Origin of the sequence: Aminobacterium sp. UBA4834 (assembly GCF_002400205.1) — a bacterium.
Classification (GTDB): domain Bacteria; phylum Synergistota; class Synergistia; order Synergistales; family Aminobacteriaceae; genus Aminobacterium; species Aminobacterium mobile.
In genome coordinates, this window is record NZ_DHFC01000007.1 from 12,470 (window position 1) to 29,353 (window position 16,884).

The 16,884-nt window shown below is 44.7% G+C and carries 14 protein-coding genes; all 14 read right to left on the reverse strand.

Going from position 1 to position 16,884, the window contains the following annotated elements:
• Positions 1-102: 102 nt before the first annotated feature.
• Positions 103-1,083, reverse strand: a complete 981-nt coding sequence (locus B3L97_RS02905) for an L-threonylcarbamoyladenylate synthase (RefSeq protein ID WP_286933800.1) — start codon at positions 1,081-1,083, stop codon at positions 103-105.
• Complete coding sequence (gene tgt, locus B3L97_RS02910) at positions 1,073-2,200, reverse strand: tRNA guanosine(34) transglycosylase Tgt (protein WP_286845842.1); 1,128 nt, start codon at positions 2,198-2,200, stop codon at positions 1,073-1,075. Before tgt ends, B3L97_RS02905 begins: the two co-directional genes overlap by 11 nt.
• Positions 2,201-2,986: a TatD family hydrolase gene (locus tag B3L97_RS02915; protein WP_286933804.1), complete on the reverse strand. Its 786-nt coding sequence runs from the start codon at positions 2,984-2,986 to the stop codon at positions 2,201-2,203.
• A 75-nt stretch (positions 2,987-3,061) separates the two neighbouring features.
• A complete protein-coding gene (gene metG, locus B3L97_RS02920) occupies positions 3,062-4,993 on the reverse strand; it encodes a methionine--tRNA ligase (RefSeq protein ID WP_286933810.1) in 1,932 nt (643 codons plus the stop codon).
• Positions 4,994-5,015: 22 nt separating this feature from the next.
• Positions 5,016-5,837 carry a 16S rRNA (cytidine(1402)-2'-O)-methyltransferase gene (rsmI, locus tag B3L97_RS02925; RefSeq protein ID WP_286933812.1) on the reverse strand — a complete coding sequence of 274 codons (822 nt, stop codon included), beginning with the start codon at positions 5,835-5,837 and terminating at the stop codon, positions 5,016-5,018.
• Positions 5,837-6,583 carry a tRNA1(Val) (adenine(37)-N6)-methyltransferase gene (locus B3L97_RS02930; protein ID WP_286933813.1) on the reverse strand — a complete coding sequence of 249 codons (747 nt, stop codon included), beginning with the start codon at positions 6,581-6,583 and terminating at the stop codon, positions 5,837-5,839. Before B3L97_RS02930 ends, rsmI begins: the two co-directional genes overlap by 1 nt.
• Positions 6,571-9,987 (reverse strand): chromosome segregation protein SMC, encoded by a 3,417-nt coding sequence (gene smc, locus B3L97_RS02935; protein ID WP_286933815.1) that lies wholly within the window; start codon positions 9,985-9,987, stop codon positions 6,571-6,573. The genes B3L97_RS02930 and smc overlap by 13 nt, the downstream gene beginning before the upstream one ends.
• Positions 9,962-11,461, reverse strand: coding sequence for an Rne/Rng family ribonuclease (locus tag B3L97_RS02940; RefSeq protein WP_286933821.1), 1,500 nt, complete (start codon positions 11,459-11,461; stop codon positions 9,962-9,964). The genes smc and B3L97_RS02940 overlap by 26 nt, the downstream gene beginning before the upstream one ends.
• Positions 11,458-12,114, reverse strand: coding sequence for a TIGR03936 family radical SAM-associated protein (locus B3L97_RS02945; protein WP_286845855.1), 657 nt, complete (start codon positions 12,112-12,114; stop codon positions 11,458-11,460). The genes B3L97_RS02940 and B3L97_RS02945 overlap by 4 nt, the downstream gene beginning before the upstream one ends.
• Positions 12,114-13,949, reverse strand: a complete 1,836-nt coding sequence (locus tag B3L97_RS02950) for a TIGR03960 family B12-binding radical SAM protein (protein ID WP_286845857.1) — start codon at positions 13,947-13,949, stop codon at positions 12,114-12,116. The genes B3L97_RS02945 and B3L97_RS02950 overlap by 1 nt, the downstream gene beginning before the upstream one ends.
• A 21-nt stretch (positions 13,950-13,970) precedes the next feature.
• Complete coding sequence (gene rodA / locus B3L97_RS02955) at positions 13,971-15,080, reverse strand: rod shape-determining protein RodA (protein ID WP_286845859.1); 1,110 nt, start codon at positions 15,078-15,080, stop codon at positions 13,971-13,973.
• Between the two features lie 10 nt (positions 15,081-15,090).
• A complete protein-coding gene (minE, locus tag B3L97_RS02960) occupies positions 15,091-15,348 on the reverse strand; it encodes a cell division topological specificity factor MinE (protein WP_034326862.1) in 258 nt (85 codons plus the stop codon).
• Positions 15,349-15,373: 25 nt separating this feature from the next.
• Positions 15,374-16,177, reverse strand: coding sequence for a septum site-determining protein MinD (gene minD, locus B3L97_RS02965; RefSeq protein WP_024822590.1), 804 nt, complete (start codon positions 16,175-16,177; stop codon positions 15,374-15,376).
• A gap of 26 nt (positions 16,178-16,203) precedes the next feature.
• Positions 16,204-16,872 carry a septum site-determining protein MinC gene (gene minC, locus B3L97_RS02970; RefSeq protein ID WP_286845861.1) on the reverse strand — a complete coding sequence of 223 codons (669 nt, stop codon included), beginning with the start codon at positions 16,870-16,872 and terminating at the stop codon, positions 16,204-16,206.
• Positions 16,873-16,884: the final 12 nt, after the last annotated feature.

A 16,884-nucleotide genomic window follows, 5' to 3' on the forward strand; every position in this document is an offset into this window, starting at 1 on the left:
ACTAGAACCTGAATCTAGCGCGTATACCAATTTCGCCACCCCGGCTTTTATCATCACGACGGTAATTGTAGCAAGGCAAGGCTCCTTTGGCAAGCCTAATCTTTATTTCCCAAGGCCTGCGGCTCGACTCAGCCGATCTCGCAAAGCCAATCCTATGCCTGCTTCTTCTGGCCACTCAGCTATTATAATGTCGATGTTCCTTCCTTCTAACACACGAAATGCAGAGAAAAGGCCGTGGGCATAATACTCCGGAGTTTTAAAAAGGATCTTTTCTTCTACTGGATGTAACGGTTCTTTCATCCCTATATACCCTATCCTCTTCCCTGCCACTTCAGTACGAAGCCAATCGCAGTCATCCTTCCAGAGATAAAGAGGAATCAAAGGAGCATAGTGCCGATATCTCGTTCCAGGAGAACGTTTTTTCTTCTCTTCACCTGGAAGAAGTACCACTCTCCCAACTACCTCTTCTATGCGCTCTACAGGCATCCCCCCGGCACGTAGCAATACTACGACTTTATCAGTTACATCTATAACAGTAGATTCAAGTCCTACATCCGTAGCTCCACCATCCAGAATAATATCTACAGCATCTCCCAAATCGGCTAATACAGAGGAAGCTTCTGTTGGGCTGGGGCGCCCGCTTTTATTGGCACTTGGAGCAGCGATAGGCACTCCCGCAGCTTTAATAAAAGCCATAGCTACAGGATGGGAGGGCATACGAACCGCTACAGTTCCCAATCCTGCTGTAACAGAAGGAGGCACTATAGACTTAACTGGTAATACGAGCGTTAAAGGACCTGGCCAAAAAATATCCATCAAGAGTTTCGCCCTTTCATCTACATAAGCAACCTGTTCCACATCTTCCGGCAAAGCGAAGTGAAGAATTAATGGATTATCTACCGGTCTTCCTTTAGCAGCAAAAATTTTTCGAACAGCCTTATCATCAAGCCCATTAGCACCAAGGCCATAGACAGTTTCTGTAGGGAAAGCGACAAGTGCCCCATCTCGAATAGCTTCCCCAGCCTCACTTATAATGTCAGGCTCAGGATTCCAACGATCTACAGAATAGACTTTAGTTTTCATTTTCGTCACCTTCTCCATGGAAAACTTCATTAAAATGTTGTCTGAATTCTGGGAAGCTTCCGTTGAGAATAGACTCCCTCATCTGTTCCATGAGACGTATAAGGAATCTCAGATTATGCCAACTACATAAACGAGCCGCTAATATTTCTCCTGCCTTGTAAAGATGGCGTAAATATGCCTTAGTAAAGTGACGACAAACATAACAGTCGCAGTGAGGATCAATAGGAGAAAAATCTCGAGCATAGATCTGATTCTTAATGTTTATTTTCCCTGTAGAAACAAATACAGTTCCTGTACGGCCATTACGGGTTGGCAAGACACAGTCAAACATGTCCACTCCTCTGGCTACTCCTTCTACTAGATTGGAAGGATGGCCCACTCCCATGAGATAACGAGGTTTATTAACGGGCATTTCTGTCTTCAGTACATCAAGCATTTGATACATGACGTGATGGGGTTCTCCCACTGAAAGCCCTCCTATGCCATATCCCGGGAAATCCAATGCTGTAATCTCTCGCACAGATTGACGGCGTAAATCTTCATAAACTGATCCCTGGACAATGCCAAAAAGAGCTTGATCTACCCTATGATGGGCTTCTTTAGAACGATAAGCCCATCGAGTCGTGCGAGCTAAAGCAGCTTCTGCTTCCTCACGAGTACAAGGATAGTGAAGGCACTGATCGAAACACATGGCTATATCGCTTCCCAGCTTCTGTTGCACACCCATAGACCATTCGGGATTCATGACATGGCGACTTCCGTCGAGATGGGATTGGCAAATAACGCCTTCATCTGTCACTTTATTCAGGGTGGCAAGGGAAAAAACCTGGAATCCGCCACTATCAGTTAAGATAGGGTGATGCCAATCCATAAAACGATGGAGCCCACCTGCTTCCTCCACAATATCTGCCCCAGGGCGAAGATAGAGATGGTACGTATTAGATAAAATAATTTGCGCTTTTATGGCTTCTAATTCAAAGGGAGCCATAGCTTTTACAGTTGCCTGAGTCCCTACAGGCATAAAAACAGGGGTACGAATAACCCCATGGGGGGTTTCAAATTCTCCTGCCCTCGCTCCTGTTTCCGGGCATTGTGCGAGTACTCGAAATGTAAACATTTATTGATCCTCCCATTGAAAGAGAGAATAGGCATTGCGCCAGACTACCCTTTTCAGTTCTTCCACACTTATTCCCCTAACCTCGGCCACTACATCGTATACCTCAGTAACGAAAGATGGCTCATTCCTTTTTCCCCGATGATGCTGGGGGGCAAGCCAGGGGGCATCTGTTTCGCACAACAGTCTATCTAGAGGCATGGATGCTGCAACTTCTCTTAAAATATGATTTCTTTTATACGTTACAGGGCCTGCAAAAGAAAGATAAAACCCCATATCCAATGCTCGTTTTCCATCCTCCATATTTCCAGAAAAACAGTGTATAACACCTTTGAAAAAGGAGTTCCCACTTCGATCCAGAGTGGCGAAGAGATCTTGAAAGGCATCTCTTACATGAAGGATAAGAGGTTTGTCCACTTCCTTGGCCCACTGAATGTGCCATAAAAGCACCTGTTGCTGAATATTTCGTGGAGAGTAATCGTAGAAATAATCCAGACCGCTTTCCCCAATAGCTAATACTCGCGGGTGACAAGCAAGACTTTTCAACTCTTCCGGTATGCCCCATGAGATAGTACTCGCATCATGGGGATGGACACCAATAGCAGCAAAAAGGCCCTGTGCGCTGTATTTTTCTGCTAGATGTACAGCCTCTTTGCTAGAGGGAATGTCGCCACCTACCACAAGCATGCGTCGAAGGCCTGATTCCACCGCTCTATCGACTACGAGAGAGAGATCCTCTTTATAATCCTCTGAATTTAAATGACAATGAGTATCAACAAAATATGACACGTCTACCACACCTTATTCAAAAAATATCGGGTCTCTTCCAGGAGAAGAAACCCGATACAAACATTTATCTCCCGTTTAGCTAACTCGACATCCCAAGGGAATATTTTTGTCAGGGGTCAACAAAGCCAACGTAGATTTATCGGCGGGGCCTGAAGCCAAAAGCATTCCTCTGCTCTCGACACCGCAAAGTTTAACGGGCTTAAGGTTCACCACTACAACGATCCTCTTCCCAAGGAGCTCTTCCTTTGTAAAATGTTCCTTTATTCCGGAAACGATAGTACGCTTTTCATAGCCGAGATCGACTAAAAGTTTATATAGCTTTCTCGCTTTAGGGATATCCTCAACTTCTACTATTTGCCCTACTCTCAGTTCTACTTTTGCAAAATCATCAATTAAAATTTGTTCTTCATGGTTACCTGGGTCGGGCATGGAGTTTTTTTTCTCCTCCCGCTCTGCCTTTTCTTTCTTCCACTTCTCCAAGTCAATACGCGGGAAGAGAACGTCCCCTTTCGCTGTTTTAGTCCCTGCCGGGAATTCTCCAAAAACGTAACCACAAATGCTGTGATCTTCTGGCTTTCCAGGAAGCCCCATTTGCTGCCATAGTCTTTGAGCAGCATAAGGCATAACAGGAGTGATAAGTAAGCCCGTAGCTCGCAAAATCTCTGCGAGAACGAACAACACTGTGTCTAATCTCTCCTCAGGTCCCTCTTTGCCGAGCTTCCAAGGCATAGTCTCATCAATATATTTGTTCCCTTGTCGAATGAGGCCCCAGATGCTTTTTAGAGCTTCATCATAGGCAAAATTAGACATATGTTCCTCTACTTGAGCAAAGGTAGATACGATACACTCCTTTATATCTTCATCCATGGCATTAAAAGACGTATAGGAAGGAATGACGCCATTTCTAAAGTTTTTGACCATTTGAAGAGTTCGATTGAGTAAATTCCCAAGGTCATTGGCCAAATCTGAATTAATACGCTGTACCATAGCCTGCTCGGAGAAATCACCGTCAAGACCAAACGTTACTTCCCTAAGAAGGAAATAGCGGAAGGGGTCCACGCCATAACACTTCACCATTTCAAAGGGATCCACAACATTCCCTTTCGACTTCGACATTTTTTCGCCTTCAACAGTCCACCATCCATGAGCAAAAACAGAGACAGGAGGATTCAACCCCAACGCAATGAGCATAATGGGCCAAATAACACAATGAAATCGAATAATGTCTTTTCCAACAAGGTGATGGACATGGGGCCAATATTTCTCCAGTTTTTGAGGATCAGACATATAACCACATGCCGTTAGATAGTTAATCAACGCATCAAACCATACATAAACTACATGTTTTTCATCGCCTGGGAGAGGGATGCCCCACTTGATAGTAGTGCGAGAAACAGATTGGTCCCGGAGGCCACTTTTGATAAAACTGACTATCTCGTTATACCGGCTTTTAGGCATAATAGCTTTTAGATTTTTCTCATAGTAATCTAAAAGCTGATCAGCATATTTTGATGCCCTGAAAAAGTAGCTTTCCTCCTCCATTTTCTGAAGAGGACGCCCACAGTCTGGACATGTCTTATCTTCTCCCATGCTGCTTTCTGGAACATATGTTTCGCAAGGAATACAATACCATCCTTCATATGTCCCCTTATAAATATCCCCTTGTTCCATAAGTTTTTTAAATATGGCCTGAACCACAACTTCATGGCGTTTCTCTGTCGTTCGGATAAAGTCATCGTTTGAAATATTCAGCACTTCCCAAAGCTTGCGGAAGTTTTCCATGGTTTTATCTGCCAGTTCTTTCGCCGTCAGCCCCTTCTTTTCAGCGCTTTGCTGGATTTTCTGACCATGCTCGTCAGTTCCCGTACAGAAGAAAACATCATAGCCCGTCATTCGTCGATATCGAGCCATAACATCAGCAGCTATAGTTGTATAGGCGTGTCCTATATGGGGGATATCGTTAACATAATAAATGGGAGTCGTGATATAAAAGCTTTTCTCAGACATAATTTCTCCTCCTTCTTTCAATTTAGTCCTGTCCCCTATGAATCAGCCAATCTTTGACTGTATTTTTCGATACTGAGTAATGTTGAATTATAAATTCTACAACTTCTTTCGATGTAATGCCATCGCGCAACATGTCAAGGGCCTTTCCCTGCCATATACTTTCATCAAGTGGCGCGGATAGAGCCCTATCTACTATAAGGACAAGTTCTCCACGAACCCCCTCTTCCTCTATACCTTTTAGAAGGAGAGAGAGAGAGGATCTCCGGGCTTCTTGATATATTTTGCTGATTTCCCGAACTAAAGCTGCTGGGCGATCTCCAAAAAATTTTAATATATCTCGCAAATGTTTCTGAGCTTTATGAGGGGAAAGATAGATAATAATAGGGAAAGGATGATCTTTCAAAAGAGCCAGCTCTTTCTGCCTTTCTCCTGCTTTATCTGGTAAAAAACCATAAAAAGTAAAAGGATGAGGCCCTAATCCTGATTGAATAAGGGCTGGAACAAACGCTGTCGGACCTGGCAAAACATCCACCAGTATATTTTCGGACAATGCTGCACGAATCAGAATGGCTCCGGGATCCGAAATGCCAGGCGTGCCTGCATCGGCAACAAGGGCGACTTGTTCCCCTTTACGAAGTCGTTCTAACAGTTGTTCTCCCCTTTTATATTCATTATGGGCATAATAAGAAATCGTAGGGACTCGTATGTGATAATGTTGAAGGAGTATGGCTGTTTTCCGAGTATCCTCACAAGCAATAATATCCGCTTCTCGAAGTACTCGAATGGCCCGGATTGTTATATCTCCTAGGTTTCCTATGGGAGTAGGAACTACAAAAAGAGGCATTATGCCCTCCCTTCCGGCAAACGGTACGCCGCTAATAAATCTGGAGTGAAATGCCCCTGTTCATCATATATGAAAAGGGGCGGTTCTATAGTCACACCAGTCCCGGCAGACCGCACCGCATCCACCAGAATCATAGATGCTTTTTTATCTGGACGGGGATGAACCAGACGAATTCGCTTCGGAAGTATATTATTCTGGGTAAGACTCCACAATAGCTCTGCTGCCCGTTGAGCTCGAAATATCATATAGAGATGACCTCGATTCTTTAAGAGAAACCGAGACGCCCGCACTAAATCGAGTAACGAACAATAAAGTCCCTGCCGAGCAGTCGCATCACTGAATGATTTTGTCCATCGGCTCCGCGCTGGTTCGTCGTAAGGGGGGTTAGTGACCACCACGTCAAAAGACTGAGGCGCATACATCTTTTTTACTTCCCGAAGATCTCCAAGAGAAAAATGCACACGCTCCTCCAATTCGTTTTCAAGAGCGTTGCGTTTGGCTAAATCAACAAGTTCTTTCTGTATCTCAAGTCCCTCTATACGTACGCTTTGAGGAAGACGAAGGGCCAAAAGCAATGATATGACACCCGTAGCACTCCCTAGTTCAATGAGGTTATCTCTTCTTCTCGCCTGAGCAAAAGAGGCTAATAGAATAGTATCCACCGTTACCCGAGGACCATCTACCGGCTGCCACGCTTTTAAGGCCCCATAAAGGACATTATCACAGGTTGCTTTTATTCCTTCCATTCGTCCAGACTCACTCCTATAACTTTTGAAAGGCCAGGTTCCGACATAGTAACACCATAAAGGACATCAGCTCGTTCCATAGTGCTCCTCCGGTGGGTCATAGCCAATATCTGTATATACGCTGCATAATCTGTAACAAGATCTACAAATCGAAGCAAATTATATTCATCCAAAGCGGCATCTACTTCATCCAAAATTGCGAGAGGGACAGCAGCCACTTCCATAGTAGCAAAAAGGAGGGCTATCGCCGATAAAGATTGTTCCCCCCCAGAAAGCTGCGTTAGGTTCTGTAGTTTTTTCCCAGGTGGTCTAGCATAAATATCAACCCCGGCTTCCCATAGGGAGAGGCCCTCTTCCATTTGAAGATGAGCTTCGCCTCCACCAAAGAGTCGTTGGAAAAGAGCATTGAATCGCTTATCGGTATTGACAAGAGCCTCTCCAAACACTTGTCCCACACGCCTGTCTGTATCTTGGATCATTTCCTGCAATTCCTTTATTCCAGCGCGTACATCCTTCATTTGTTCAGAAAGAAAGGCAAGCCGCGCATTGAGAGATTCATGTTCAGAAAGGACGCCGAGATCATACTCTCCCAATTCCCGTAGTTTCTTCTCTAGTCGTTTAACACCCGCTAATCCTTCGTCTCTCAAATCGTCAGGAAGAGAAAGAGGCCCTGGATAGGGGTAGTTTTCTTCCCACAAAGAGGTAATCTGAGTGAGTTCTCCCTCTACGTTGTCAAGCTGCCGACGGCAATCACGTAGCTGTTCTTCACAATTTTGGCGAAACTGTACGGCATCTGCGTGACGCTGTACCAAAAAAGTTATCTTGTTATTTATAACAACCAGGTCGTCTTGCACTCTCTTCTCTTCTTTTAGCGCATTCCCCCGACGAGACCACACATGGTACGACTCTTTTCCAAGAGATTGAAGTCTGTCAAGATTTACCAAAAGATCCCCTGATACCTTCTCCCGTTCCTGTGTCAAATCGAGGAGCGTTCGCTCCATGCGCCGCACCTCCGAATCCATCCGTTCTACAAGGACGTGATGGGCTCGAACTTTTTCCCTCGTTATAGCGGCTTCGGCCTGGGCTGAGGAAAGCTTATGTTCCAGATCTGCTTCATCTGGCAAATCACCAAAATCCAGGATCGTTTTTTCCAGTTCCTCAGAGTGAAGGATTATTTGCTCCGTCAACGTTACATCCTGTTCTGCCTCTTTTTTAAATGCGTCTTCTTCCCTCTTCAAACGTTGCGCTTCTTTGAAGAGGCTGTCTTTCCGGGCTATAAGTATTGACAATTCCTTCTCTATTTCTTGCTCCTGCTCGCAAAGTCCTGTTTTATGAAAAGCAACTTCTTGTTCCCGTTTTTCCGCTTCCCGTAATTCAGAAGAAAAATTTTTAAGAGCAAGACGTTCCTTTTCGAGATGATTGTTCAGTTCATCTATAAGAAGGCGCCGTTCAATAGCACCTCCAGAACGACGGAATTTACCACCGCTCACACTTCCTGCGACAGTAAAGACATCTCCATCAAGAGTCACTATGGGGAAAGAAGCGCCTATACGGGCTAATTGGACACCCACATCATATGATTCTATTATAAGAAGATCTCCAAGGAGGTGCCGCACTGCCGGGTCCCATCGTTCTTTTATAGAGAGCAAGTCTACGGCCCATCCTACAATTCCTTTATCAGAGAGATGAAAATTACGGTCAGGTGTGCGGGGATAACATCGTTCTAGCGGCAAAAAGGTCACACGGCCTGCTTTTCGTTCCTTTACAAGTTCTATGCCTTCGCGAGCCTCCTCCAGAGTTGAAACCAACAACCAGAACTGTCGGCCACCAAGATACGCTTCCAGAGGCAACGCCAATTCACTGGAACACGTAAAAGCATCAGCCACAAGAGTAGCCTTTATATTTAATTTTCCTAGTTTCCCCGCCGCTAATACAACACGAACTGGCTCGGGATAAAGTCGTTGTTCCGTGTTTTCATAAAGAGTTTCCAGCTGATTTTCCAGTTGGGTTACATTCTTTTTTGCAAAAGTTACAGAAGAGGCTAACTGCTGGCAAGAGGCGTATGCCTCTGCATGGAGAGCGGAGGTTCCTTCTCTCTGGGCCTGGAGATCCAAAAGCTCGTGTTGCTTATGTTCCGAGTCTTTCATAAGCTCTTGCAACTTTTTTTCTGCCTCATCACGCTCTCGAAGACTCCCTTCCAAGGCAGCTTTTCTAGCCTTAAGACGTGCGTCTATACGATTTTTCTCCATTTCCAAACGAGCCACTTCTTCTCTGCATTTCTGACGTCGTTTTCTTTCCTCATGGAGAGATGTGCGCAGTTGGGAAAATTCTTCAGAAATAGATGAAATAACCCCTTCTTTTTCTTTTAGCTCATTACAAAACGAGACATACGCTTTTTTCGTAACTGCAGTTTCGCCTCGTACCTCTTTGAGATTCCCCTCTAATATTTTAGTATCTTCAGCCAGAGAGCATAGTTTTTCGCGAGCTCCCTTAACAGAAAGTCCCACAGCAAAACATTGCCGATGAAGAGAGTCTCTCTGAGAATCCAACGCAATGAGAGTTTCGCCAAGAGATCGGCTATTTTGTTTCAATCCCGCTATTTTCGATTGGTAAAAACGGAGACCATATTCCCATAGAGTTTCCCACTCTATGGCTTGAGCTTTCCGACTATCTACGCTGCTTACATGATGTTGTAAAGATACAATCTCTTTCTCAAGAAAAGTTCTCCGCGAAAAATAATAATCCCGTCGCCGCCCTTCAAGCTCATGGAGAATCCCCCTGGCTTCTTCAGCTATAGATACTAAAGGTAAAATTTCATCTCGACGCATTGTAAGTTCCAAAACAAGAGTTTGGAGCCTCGCTAGCTCATCTGTAGCCGATTTAAGTTTCTGACTGGCGTCCTCTCTTTTTTTTCTATATCGATCAATACCAAAGAGCGCTTCAAGAACTGTACGACGCTGAAGGGGCCTCTGCCGAATGGCTTCAGCTACTTCTCCCTGACCAATAAAGGCAAATTGCTCACCTTCAAGATGCCATTCACGTTTAATCTCATCAAGGTCCTGAAGACGAATACGCACCCCATCAACAGAAAGAGTCGTTCCACTTTCTGGGGAGAACTCTCTTCTAACAGTACAAATCTGAGGATCTTCTCGCAAAGAGAGAAGAACCTCAGTTTCCCCAGCTGAAGGAACACTGGCACTTCCCTGGAAAAGGAGGTCACTCTGTTTGGTAATTCTCAGACGGTTAGGGCTCCCTTCTCCTAAGACCCAGCGCAACCCATCGAGAATATTACTCTTGCCACTGCCATTAGGGCCTACAATAGCAGTGAATCCTGGAGAAAAAAGAAGTTCATGCTCTCCTCCAAAACTTTTAAATCCTTTAAGACGAAGCCGTTCGATAAACACGAATTTTTGCCTCCCACTGCTCCATCTGTTCTACTTTACGCTCCACAAGATCCAACGTTCCTTGAACATCTAACCTGTATTTACTCCAGGCAAACTCCGGAGCTCCGGCAATGAAGATCTTTCGCCCAAACTCTTCCTCCCAAAGAAAAAGATATGTTTCTGCTATATATTGGGCAATAGCTGGATGAGCCTCAAGAAGCATGGCTTCTGATTTATTGGAAAGCGCAACTTTCCGTAAAAAGCGCTTGATATGCATAGCGACGCTATCTTCTTTAAGAACCCAACCATATCCACCACAAAAGGGACAACCTCGGGTCATCACTGAACGGACATCGGGACGAGCCCGTTTCCTGGTAATCTCTACGAGGCCAAGCTGGGAAACTCCAAATATTCTGGCTCGGTATCGATCGCTCTGAAAGACTTCTTCGAGACGCTTAAGAAGCTTTTGTCTATCCTCTTCATATTCCATATCTATAAAGTCGATCACAACAATGCCACCGATAGCTCGGAGCCGAAGCTGGCGAGCTATTTCATCTGCCGCCTCCAGGTTGGTATCAAGGACTGTGTGACGAAGATCCGTATCTCCTACGAATTTCCCTGTATTCACATCTATAACTGTAAGCGCTTCAGTATGGTCTATGATGAGATACGCTCCGGATTTTAACCACACTTTCCTATCGAGGGCCGTCTCTAGGTCTCTCTCTATGCCATAGAAATCAAAAATAGGGGTATTCCCCTGATATAGCTCTACCTCAGGAGCCCTGTCTTCCAAAAGCCTCACAAGGAAATCATTTACTTTTTCATGCTCTTCTTCGCTATCAATAATAATCTCACTTACATCTCCAGTAAGCTCGTCGCGAAGAACCCGTCCCACCAGACCTATATCCCGATAAATAAGGCATGGTGCCGACTGTACCTGAGCGTTATGCTTTATTTCCTCCCAAAGATCCTGAAGGTTATGAAGTTCATGCATTAATACCTCTTCATCAACACCTTCTGCCGCCGTACGAATAATAACTCCATATCCATTGCCCTCATCTCTCAGCTTCTTGGCGAGGGCGCGAAGACGTTTTCGCTCCTCTTCGTCTGTAATACGTTTTGAAACCCCCGTCTCCTGCCCCTCAGGAACAAATACGAGGTATCGTCCGGGGAGAGAGATCCTTGCTGTAACTCGAGCTCCTTTATTTTTACGAGCGGCCTTAACAACTTGAACCACTACTTCAATATTCGGTTTAAGGTCGAGTCCCTTGGCATCATTTAAGTAAAGAAAGGCATTTCTACCATCGCCTAGATTTACAAAAGCCGCATGTATTCCAGGCAATACACTATCCACTCTAGCCTTATATACCTCTCCAGTTTTTTGTCGCTCCCACATTCGCTCAATAAAGATATCCACAAGGCGGCCATTTTCAATAATAGCCACTCTCATCTCTTCCGGGTCGACGATGTTGGCCACGATCTTTCTATCAGTCATTGAACTACCCCCTCACCTCTTATAAATTGAGCTGGTAAACGAGGAGGATTCTTTTGAAAAACAAGGGGTTCAAGGTTCCCTTCGTTCCATTTTCCCACAGTGGTCCGTACAAGTTTAACGTCAGCCCACCCTTGTATAAGGCCTACTCGCTCTAACTCCTTTATTAAAGCGCCCGGGCCTAAGCTATAGGGGTCAGAAAAAACGCACTCAACAAAAGGGGAACAGAGCGTCCAGTTGAGTAGTTTCTCTGGCAAAAAAGCTTGATCCTCCAGCTGGCGTACTAATTTCGGCAATGAGTTTTCGGAACGAAAACCTATAAGATATCCTGAAGCATTGCAGCTTTTACTAATGGAAGGTCCTTCGTAAATAGCACCACCTGTAATAGTGAAAGCAGATGGAAGAGTTTTATTCCAGCTTTCTAAAAAGTCATCATTCCAATTCCTCACCCAAATGTCAGCAGGTTCCGAAAGAGCTATGATCCCCACCGGAAGCTCTGGGCCTAAGCTCACTCTTGGTCTGGGAGAAAATCCTTCTGTAAGGACAAAATCCAAACCTGCCCTTCTTCCTGCTCGATAAAGCGTTTGAGGCATAGAGATATGAGAGATAAAACACCCTCGTCCCCGTTTTGAGTAAGTGATTCTCACCCGGAACATTAGTGAACGCCTCCCTGCGACCATTGACAGCCATAAGACTGCCAACCGCACCCATGACAATGAGACCAGCGACAATCAGGCGTTAAAAGACCTTGTATGGCCTTTTCTCGTTCCCTCCAAAGGAAATCGCGGGATACCCCTGTATCTATATGGTCCCAAGGGAAACCTTCTTTCTCTTCGCGAGATCGCAAATTAAAGGAGCTAGGATCTATTCCTCTCTCCTCAAAAGCCTCGAACCAACGCTGGAGAGAAAAGGTCTCACTCCATCCGTCAAAACGAGCCCCTTTCTCCCATGCTAAAGCAATAACTGAGGCTAAACGCCGATCTCCACGGGCAAAAACACCTTCTAAGAAGCTTTGTTCCGGCTCATGATATTTAAGAGAGATTCTTCGGTTATAGATCTTACTTTTCAAATATTGTCCTTTCTGCCGTAGTTCTTCTATAGAATTTTGAGGTTCCCACTGGAATGGGGTATGGGCTTTCGGGACAAAACCTGCTACAGACACTGCTATATTTGTTCTTCTCTTCCATGATTTCCCGATGGAAAGTGCGTGAAGGGCAATATCCACGATACCATCGAGATCTTGTTCCGTTTCGGTAGGTAACCCCATCATAAAATAGAGCTTCACGCGATCCCATCCATGGCTAAAGGCAGCGTTAAGGGCGTATTCTATATCCTCCTCAGACACTCCTTTATTGATAACATTTCGAAGTCTCTGCGTTCCTGCTTCAGGAGCAAAAGTCAGTCCTCCACGGCGCATGACCTCAAGAGAAGCCGCTAAATCTACAGAAAATCTATCCATTCTGAGACTTGGCAAGCTGACTTTGATCCCTTTACCATTGACTATTGGCTCGATCTTCTGAAGAAGCTCTGTTAAGCCAGAAAAATCACAGGAAGCAAGGGAAATAAGCCCCACCTCTTCCCAACCAGAGGTGTTTGTCAAGTTAGAAACCAAATTCACAATTTCTCCTACCGTCCGTTCCCTCACGGGACGATAAATAATCCCAGCCTGGCAAAAACGGCACCCACGAGAACACCCACGAAAAATTTCGATGGGAACTCGATCATGAACCACATCAGCTGTAGGGACAATAAGTTCCTCTGGATAAAAAGAGCCTCGAAAATCTTCCACTATTTGGCGTTTGATCGGGAGAGACAACGCTGAAGAAAAATGGACAGCATCTCCATCCTGATGGGCATTTACAAGGGACGGAACATAAATTCCTTTTATATGAGCCAACGTCTCAAGACGTTGAGATCGTTTCATCCCCTTCGTTTCAGACAGAACGGTCACCATTTTAGGAAGTAAGGTTTCCCCCGCTCCAAGACAAAAAGCGTCTATGAAAGGAGCGATGGGTTCTGGTGTTAAAGCCCCCGGCCCTCCAGCAAAAATTATTGGGTCTTGTTCTTTTCTTTCCTCTGAGTAGAAAGGAACGCCGCCTAAGTTCAACATGGTTAAAATATTCGTAAAACTCAACTCATATTGAAGAGTAAAACCCACAGCATCAAAAGCAGAAAGAGGTCTATCCGTCTCGATAGACCCCAAGGGGATTTTATGGCTACGCAACAAGTGCTCCATATCCACCCATGGACAATAGGCCCGTTCTACGTCGGCAAGAGGCTGTTTTTTTAGAAGACTATAAAGAATTTGGAATCCTACATAACTCATTCCTATTTCATAAACATCAGGGAATGCAAGGCAAAATCGCACAATATCGCCCTTTTCCCCCTTCTTGGGAGCCACAGGCCCCCACTCGCACCCCGCATATCGAGAGGGGCGTGAAGTCTGGGCCAATAAAGGCCACAGCTCATCATCAAATTCCGGGAATTTCATAAAATTCCTCCCCGCAGAAATCTATTCATAATCTTTAATTGTTGAAAGATATACACTTACAACAAGAGCTACGGCCACTGTCACTGCAAGAAGAGAGCTGCCTCCATAACTTAAAAAAGGGAGGGGAAGCCCCGTTACGGGAAGAAGGCCCATGCTCATCCCTATACTTTCAACAACTTGAAACCATATCCATGCAGAAAGAGCTGCAACGAGAACCTTTCCACGTATATCTTTACATCGAAGTCCTGCATCGATTATCTTCCAAAAGACAAGACAAAAGAGCGTTATGACCAAAAGAGCTCCTATAAATCCAAACTCTTCTGCATAAACGCTAAATATAAAATCCGTATGAGGTTCAGGTAAAAAACGCAATTTGCTCTGGAGACCTTGAAGAAAACCCTTCCCCAGCAGCCCCCCAGATCCAACGGCAATACGTGATTGAATAACGTTATAGCCTGCTCCTAAAGGATCTAAAGCCGGATTTATAAAAACAAGAAGCCTTTTCTTTTGATACTCCTTTAAAAAAAACCATCCTACAGGGAGCAACATCATTCCTAACCCTGAAAGGGTTAAAGTATAACGTTTAGGCGCTCCAGCCACAATAAGAGAAACGAAAACCATGAGACCATATACTATGGTACTCCCTAAATCTGGCTGCACGAATATCAATAGACCTGAAATAGCAGCAATCCCCAATCCACCTATATATCGAGAAGCGGAAGTTGGGGGGTAGCGACAAAGGTGCTTTGAAAGGACAAGAGCCAAAGCTATTTTACCGACTTCAGCAGGTTGTAGGCGCAATGGGCCTACACTCAACCAGCTCTGTGCACCTTTCACCGTAAGCCCCATAAGAAGCACTATCAACAACAAGACTATTGATAACCAATAAAGAGGGTATGCCCAACGAAGTAAACGTCGATACCCTATTTTGACTACTACAAAGAAAACACCAGAAGAAATAAGACCCCAAACAATCTGTCGAAGAGCAAAGCCCCCAGACCTACGACTTACGCTCATTTCAGCACTGTATATTGAAAGAACGCCAAGAACAAAAAGCATAACTACCGAAACCAAAAGCAATGTATCCGCATGTTCCCAAAACTCTTTAAAAGTTAATTTTTTGTCGTCCATACCCTTTTGTTTATGCTCTTCTCTTAATACGCACAACTGGTATATTTGCTACAAAAGCTACAGAGTGATCTGCTTTATCGAGATCCATTTCGATGTTCTCCGCATCAATTTCCATATATTTGGAAAGGACATCGATCATATCTTTCCGCAGCTCCTCCATTAACATTGGGGAAATATCGGTTCGATCATGAATCAAAACAATTTGAAGCCGCTCTTTTGCAGCTTTCTTTGAGCCTTGCCGGCCAAACAGCTTTTGCAGTATTCCCATCATATCGTCCTCTCTTCCCGGCTACCTAGAAGCCCAACAACTTTTTGAGGCCGGAGAAAAATCCTAATCCTTCCTGGCTCTCTAGCTTCATGAAAGGAACATCATTACCAAGTAGCCTGCTGGCAATATTTCGAAAAGCCTGCGCTGCAGGAGATGAATCTCCATATGTGAGAGGTTCCCCTCTATTTGCAGACTTCACCACACTATCGTCATCAGGAACGATGCCTATCAATTCCACAGCGAGTACATCAAGGACATCTTGTACGTCAAGCATTTCCCCTTCTCGAACCATATTCGCCTTTACGCGGTTTATAACAAGTCGAATAGGATTTTTCCCCATAGATTCAAGGAGGCCGATAATACGATCTGCATCACGAACAGAAGGGACCTCTGGAGTGGTCACTACCAACGCTTCTGTAGCCCCAGCCGCTGCATTTTTAAAGCCACCTTCTATTCCTGCAGGACTATCAAGGAGAATAAAATCAAAATCTTCTTTTTTTAACATGTTACAAAGTTCTATCATTTGCTCAGGATTGACGGCATCTTTGGTACGAGTCTGAGCAGCAGGAAGAAGGAAGAGATTATCAACTCTCTTATCCCGAATAAGAGCTTGAGGGAGACGACAAGTTCCTTCTATCACATCAATAAAATTATAAACAACTCTATTTTCCAAGCCCATGACAACATCGAGATTCCTGAGCCCGATATCAGCGTCGACTGCTACTACTTTATAGCCCTCCTTCGCCAGCGCAAAAGAGACATTAGCCGTAGTTGTTGTTTTGCCAACACCGCCTTTCCCTGACGTTACAACAATAACACGAGGCTCCACGGGGATCCCTCCATTCCGAAAGTGAGTTATATCTTTAATTCCCGCACAAATAACGAGTCTTTTTCTAATGAAACTAGTACTGAGCGTCCCCACCATTCCATTGAACTATCCAGATAACTCCCAACTTTATGACCGAGACGCACCTGCTTCGCCTGAAAATCTCCTACAATTATACTTTGCCCTTCATCGCCATCGCTACCTGCATGAGCAAGGCCTTTTAATCGTCCCCATATACAAATATTTCCAGATGCAATAACTTCTGCACCATCATTGACATGCCCTATGATAATTACATCTCCGCCATGCTCTATTCTCTGACCGGATCGAAGAGAACGCACCAAGAAAAGAGTATCACAATTTTTCCCTTTTCGTGGAAAGAAATCTTTTGTCGGCTCTCCTATAGATATTCCTACGGAACGCAAAAGATTCTGGCTCTCAACGTCATATGTAATCCACGATGAGACCACTACTTTTCGCGCCCAAATAAAGTCCGTAACGATTTTCCCGACAAGACTCTGACTAAGCTTGCGCCCCTGGAAATCAAGAATAACCTGTAACCCCAGTAAGGCGCCGGCTTCTTTAGAGATTCTTTCCAGCTCTAACATAATCTCTTCTTCAGCTAGTTCCTCTGGAATAAAAAGACGCAGACCTCCTCCTGTCCCTTTAAGTTGTATCGGCGTATGAAAAGTCTCCATGGCCCCCTCCTC

Coding starts and splice junctions, on each gene's coding strand:
- B3L97_RS02905 (WP_286933800.1), bottom strand. CDS start 1,083: ATGAAAACTAAAGTCTATTCTGTAGATCGTTGGAATCCTGAGCCTGAC.
- tgt (WP_286845842.1), bottom strand. CDS start 2,200: ATGTTTACATTTCGAGTACTCGCACAATGCCCGGAAACAGGAGCGAGG.
- metG (WP_286933810.1), bottom strand. CDS start 4,993: ATGTCTGAGAAAAGCTTTTATATCACGACTCCCATTTATTATGTTAAC.
- rsmI (WP_286933812.1), bottom strand. CDS start 5,837: ATGCCTCTTTTTGTAGTTCCTACTCCCATAGGAAACCTAGGAGATATA.
- B3L97_RS02930 (WP_286933813.1), bottom strand. CDS start 6,583: ATGGAAGGAATAAAAGCAACCTGTGATAATGTCCTTTATGGGGCCTTA.
- B3L97_RS02940 (WP_286933821.1), bottom strand. CDS start 11,461: ATGACTGATAGAAAGATCGTGGCCAACATCGTCGACCCGGAAGAGATG.
- B3L97_RS02945 (WP_286845855.1), bottom strand. CDS start 12,114: ATGTTCCGGGTGAGAATCACTTACTCAAAACGGGGACGAGGGTGTTTT.
- B3L97_RS02950 (WP_286845857.1), bottom strand. CDS start 13,949: ATGAAATTCCCGGAATTTGATGATGAGCTGTGGCCTTTATTGGCCCAG.
- rodA (WP_286845859.1), bottom strand. CDS start 15,080: ATGGACGACAAAAAATTAACTTTTAAAGAGTTTTGGGAACATGCGGAT.
- minE (WP_034326862.1), bottom strand. CDS start 15,348: ATGGGAATACTGCAAAAGCTGTTTGGCCGGCAAGGCTCAAAGAAAGCT.
- minC (WP_286845861.1), bottom strand. CDS start 16,872: ATGGAGACTTTTCATACGCCGATACAACTTAAAGGGACAGGAGGAGGT.